Origin of the sequence: Streptomyces sp. NRRL S-37 (assembly GCF_000721605.1) — a bacterium.
Lineage (GTDB): Bacteria > Actinomycetota > Actinomycetes > Streptomycetales > Streptomycetaceae > Streptomyces.
This window is the reverse complement of sequence record NZ_JOIZ01000068.1, coordinates 1-3,067: the sequence shown is the minus strand read 5'-3', so window position 1 is coordinate 3,067 and position 3,067 is coordinate 1. Positions and strand designations below refer to the sequence as shown.

Genomic DNA, 3,067 nt, shown 5'->3' with positions numbered 1-3,067 from the left:
TGGTGGTGTACTCGGGTGCGGGCAGGGCCTTGCGGTCGAGTTTGCCGTTCACCGTCAACGGCAGCTCGTCCAGCACCACGACCGCGGCCGGGACCATGTACTCCGGCAGACGCGCGCCCGTGAACCCGCGCACATCCTGCGTCAGCCCGCCACGATCCACCTCACCGGCCGGCACCACATACGCCACCAGACGCCTGTCACCGGCAGCGTCCTCACGAACCACCACCGCACCCTGGGCAACCAGCGGATGCGCGACCACAACCGCCTCGACCTCACCGGTCTCGATACGGAAACCCCGCACCTTGACCTGATCATCCGCCCGGCCGACAAACTCCAGCTCACCACCCGCAGACCACCGCACCACATCACCCGTGCGATACATCCGCTCACCCGGCCCACCGAACCGCGACGCCACGAACCGCCCCGACGTCAGCCCCGCACGCCCCAGATAACCCCGGGCCACACCCGCACCCGCCACATACAACTCACCCGCAACCCCGACCGGCACCGGCTCCAAACGCCCGTCCAGCACAAACAGCCGCAGATCAGCAATCCCCCGACCGATCACACTCGGCGCACCCACACCAGCCGCCCCGACACCCAACGGCGCATACGTCACATGCACCGTCGTCTCCGTGATCCCATACATGTTCACCAGCCGCGGCGCATCCTCACCATGACGGCCGTACCACTGCGCAAGCCGACCCGGATCCAGCGCCTCACCACCGAACACAACCGTCCGAAGCACCAGCTCCCGACCCAGCTCCGGCTCCAACCCCTCAGCCGCAAGCAGCTGATAGAACGCCGACGGCGTCTGACTGAGAACAGTCACCCGCTCCCGCACCAGCAACCGCAAAAACTCCCGCGGCGAACGCGACACCTCGAACGGCACCACCACCACACGCCCGCCATACAGCAGCGCACCCCACAACTCCCACACCGAGAAGTCGAACGCGAACGAGTGGAACCACGACCACACATCACCCGGCCCGAACCCGAACCACTCCCGCGTCGCCCCGAACAGCCGCGCCACATTCCCATGCGACACCACCACACCCTTCGGACGACCCGTCGACCCCGACGTGTAAATCACATACGCCGCACCCCCAGCCGACAACGCACCACCACGCTCCACGGCCGACAACGCGCAAGCGTCAGCATCCGCCAGCTCACCCACCGTCGCCGGCTCGTCGAGAACGACCCGCTGCACACCCTGCGGCAGCACACCGACCACCGCCCCGGCCGTTCCACTCCACCAACAGCCGCTGCCGCTCAGCCTCACCCAGCACATCCACCGCGCTCAGCGACCGGTCCGCGCCACCCTCCAGCGCCTCCTCCAACGCGGACACCAGACCCTCAACGGCCGTACCCACCATCACCGCCACGGCGTCTACGTCGATCGGAGCAACCGCGTCCACCATCAGCCCCAGCCCGTCACCGTCATCGTCGACGGCGATGGTCAGCGGGTAGTTGGTGCGCTCACGGACGAACACCACGCCGATGCCGTCGGAGATCTCCGCCATTTCGCGGCTGAGGACGACGTTGTGGCGGTAGTTGAACATCGAGGTGAACAGGGGTGCGTCGCCCGGCACGCCACTGGCCTGCTGCGCCAGCGCCAGTGGCGCGTGCTCGTGCTCCAGCAGACCCGCGAGCTGGTCACGCATCGTCGTGACTGCCGACACCACGGTGGTCTCGTCCACCCGCAGCCGCACCGGCAGCGTGTTCATGAAGGGACCGGGCACGTCCGCGCCGGCACCGGTGTTCATGCGTCCGAACAGGACCGTGCCGAACACGACGTCGTCCCGGCCACTGAGCGCACCCAGCACCCGCGCCCACGCCACATGCATCACCGTGGCCGGGCTCGCCCCCAGCCGCTGCGCCACCTCACGCAGCCGCGCCTCGACATCCGGCGCGATGTCACGCCGGACCTGGGCCGCGTCCATGCCGTCCCCGTGGGCGTCCACCAGGCCGTACGGCGCGGTGGGCTCGTCCACATCACCCAGCAAGTCGGCGAAGAACGCCTCGTGCTCGCCGCTGTCCTGCTGAGCGCGCGCCTGCACCACGAAGTCGCGGAACGGCATCGGCTCCGGCAGCTCGGCAACCCGCCCGGCGAGGATGGTCTGAGCTTCGTCGAGAAGCAGTTCCAGGGTCGTGTGGTCCTGCACCATGTGGTGCATCCGCAGCAGCGCCAGCCACCGGTTGCCTGCTGCGGCAGCGACGTGGAGTCCGAGCAGAGGGGCCCGGCCCAGGTTCATCGACAGGCCGCCGGCGGCCAGCAACTGCTCGGCCGGCTCGTCACCGTGCGTGTCGAGTTCGACCTCCTCGACGGGCAGTTCGGCGTGCCGCCACACCACCTGCACCGGTTCGCGCAGGCCTTCCCACACGATGGCCGTGCGGAAGGTGTCGTGGCGGTCCAGGACCTGCTGCAACGCGCCGGTGAACGCGTCGAGCCGTTCGCGGCCGTCGAACTCCAGCACCGTCGGCAGCACATACGCGTCCTCGCCGCCGTCGGCGAGGAGATGGTGGAAGAGCAGACCCTCCTGCAGCGGCGCCAGCGGATAGACGTCTGCCACGTTCGCCGCGCCGCCCTCGACGGTGGCGACGACCCGCTCGACCTCCTCGGCGGTCAGGTCCACCAGCGGCAGCATCTCCGGCGTGATCGCCCGCGCTCCCTCCGGGATGACATTGGGCGGTACGACGACGCTCTCCGCGTCGGAGGCGGCAGCCGCCAGCCGGGCCACCGTCGGGCTCTGGAACAGCGCCCGCACCGACACGGACACACCACGGCCGCGCAGGATCTCCACCAGGCGGATCGCCAGCAGGGAGTGGCCGCCGAGGGCGAAGAAGCTGTCGTCGACGCCGACGGTGTCGACGCCGAGGACCTCGGCGAACGCCGCGCACAGGATCTCCTCGCGGACCGTGGAAGGGCCGCGGCCGGAACCGGTCGCGTACTCGGGTGCCGGCAGGACCTTGCGGTCGAGCTTGCCGTTCACCGTCAGCGGCAGCTCGTCCAGGACCATCACCGCGGCCGGGACCATGTACTCCGGCAAACGTGAAGCCGTGAACC

Annotated in this window: 2 protein-coding genes; both read right to left on the bottom strand. The window is 69.3% G+C overall.

The window, feature by feature from the left end:
- Positions 1-1,225, bottom strand: a 1,225-nt coding sequence (locus IH50_RS39035; protein WP_420709174.1) for an amino acid adenylation domain-containing protein, incomplete at its 3' end; no start/stop codon positions are given.
- The coding region (locus IH50_RS39030) for a condensation domain-containing protein (RefSeq protein ID WP_234328338.1) at positions 1,170-3,067 on the bottom strand (1,898 nt) is incomplete at its 5' end. The genes IH50_RS39030 and IH50_RS39035, both read right to left, overlap by 56 nt.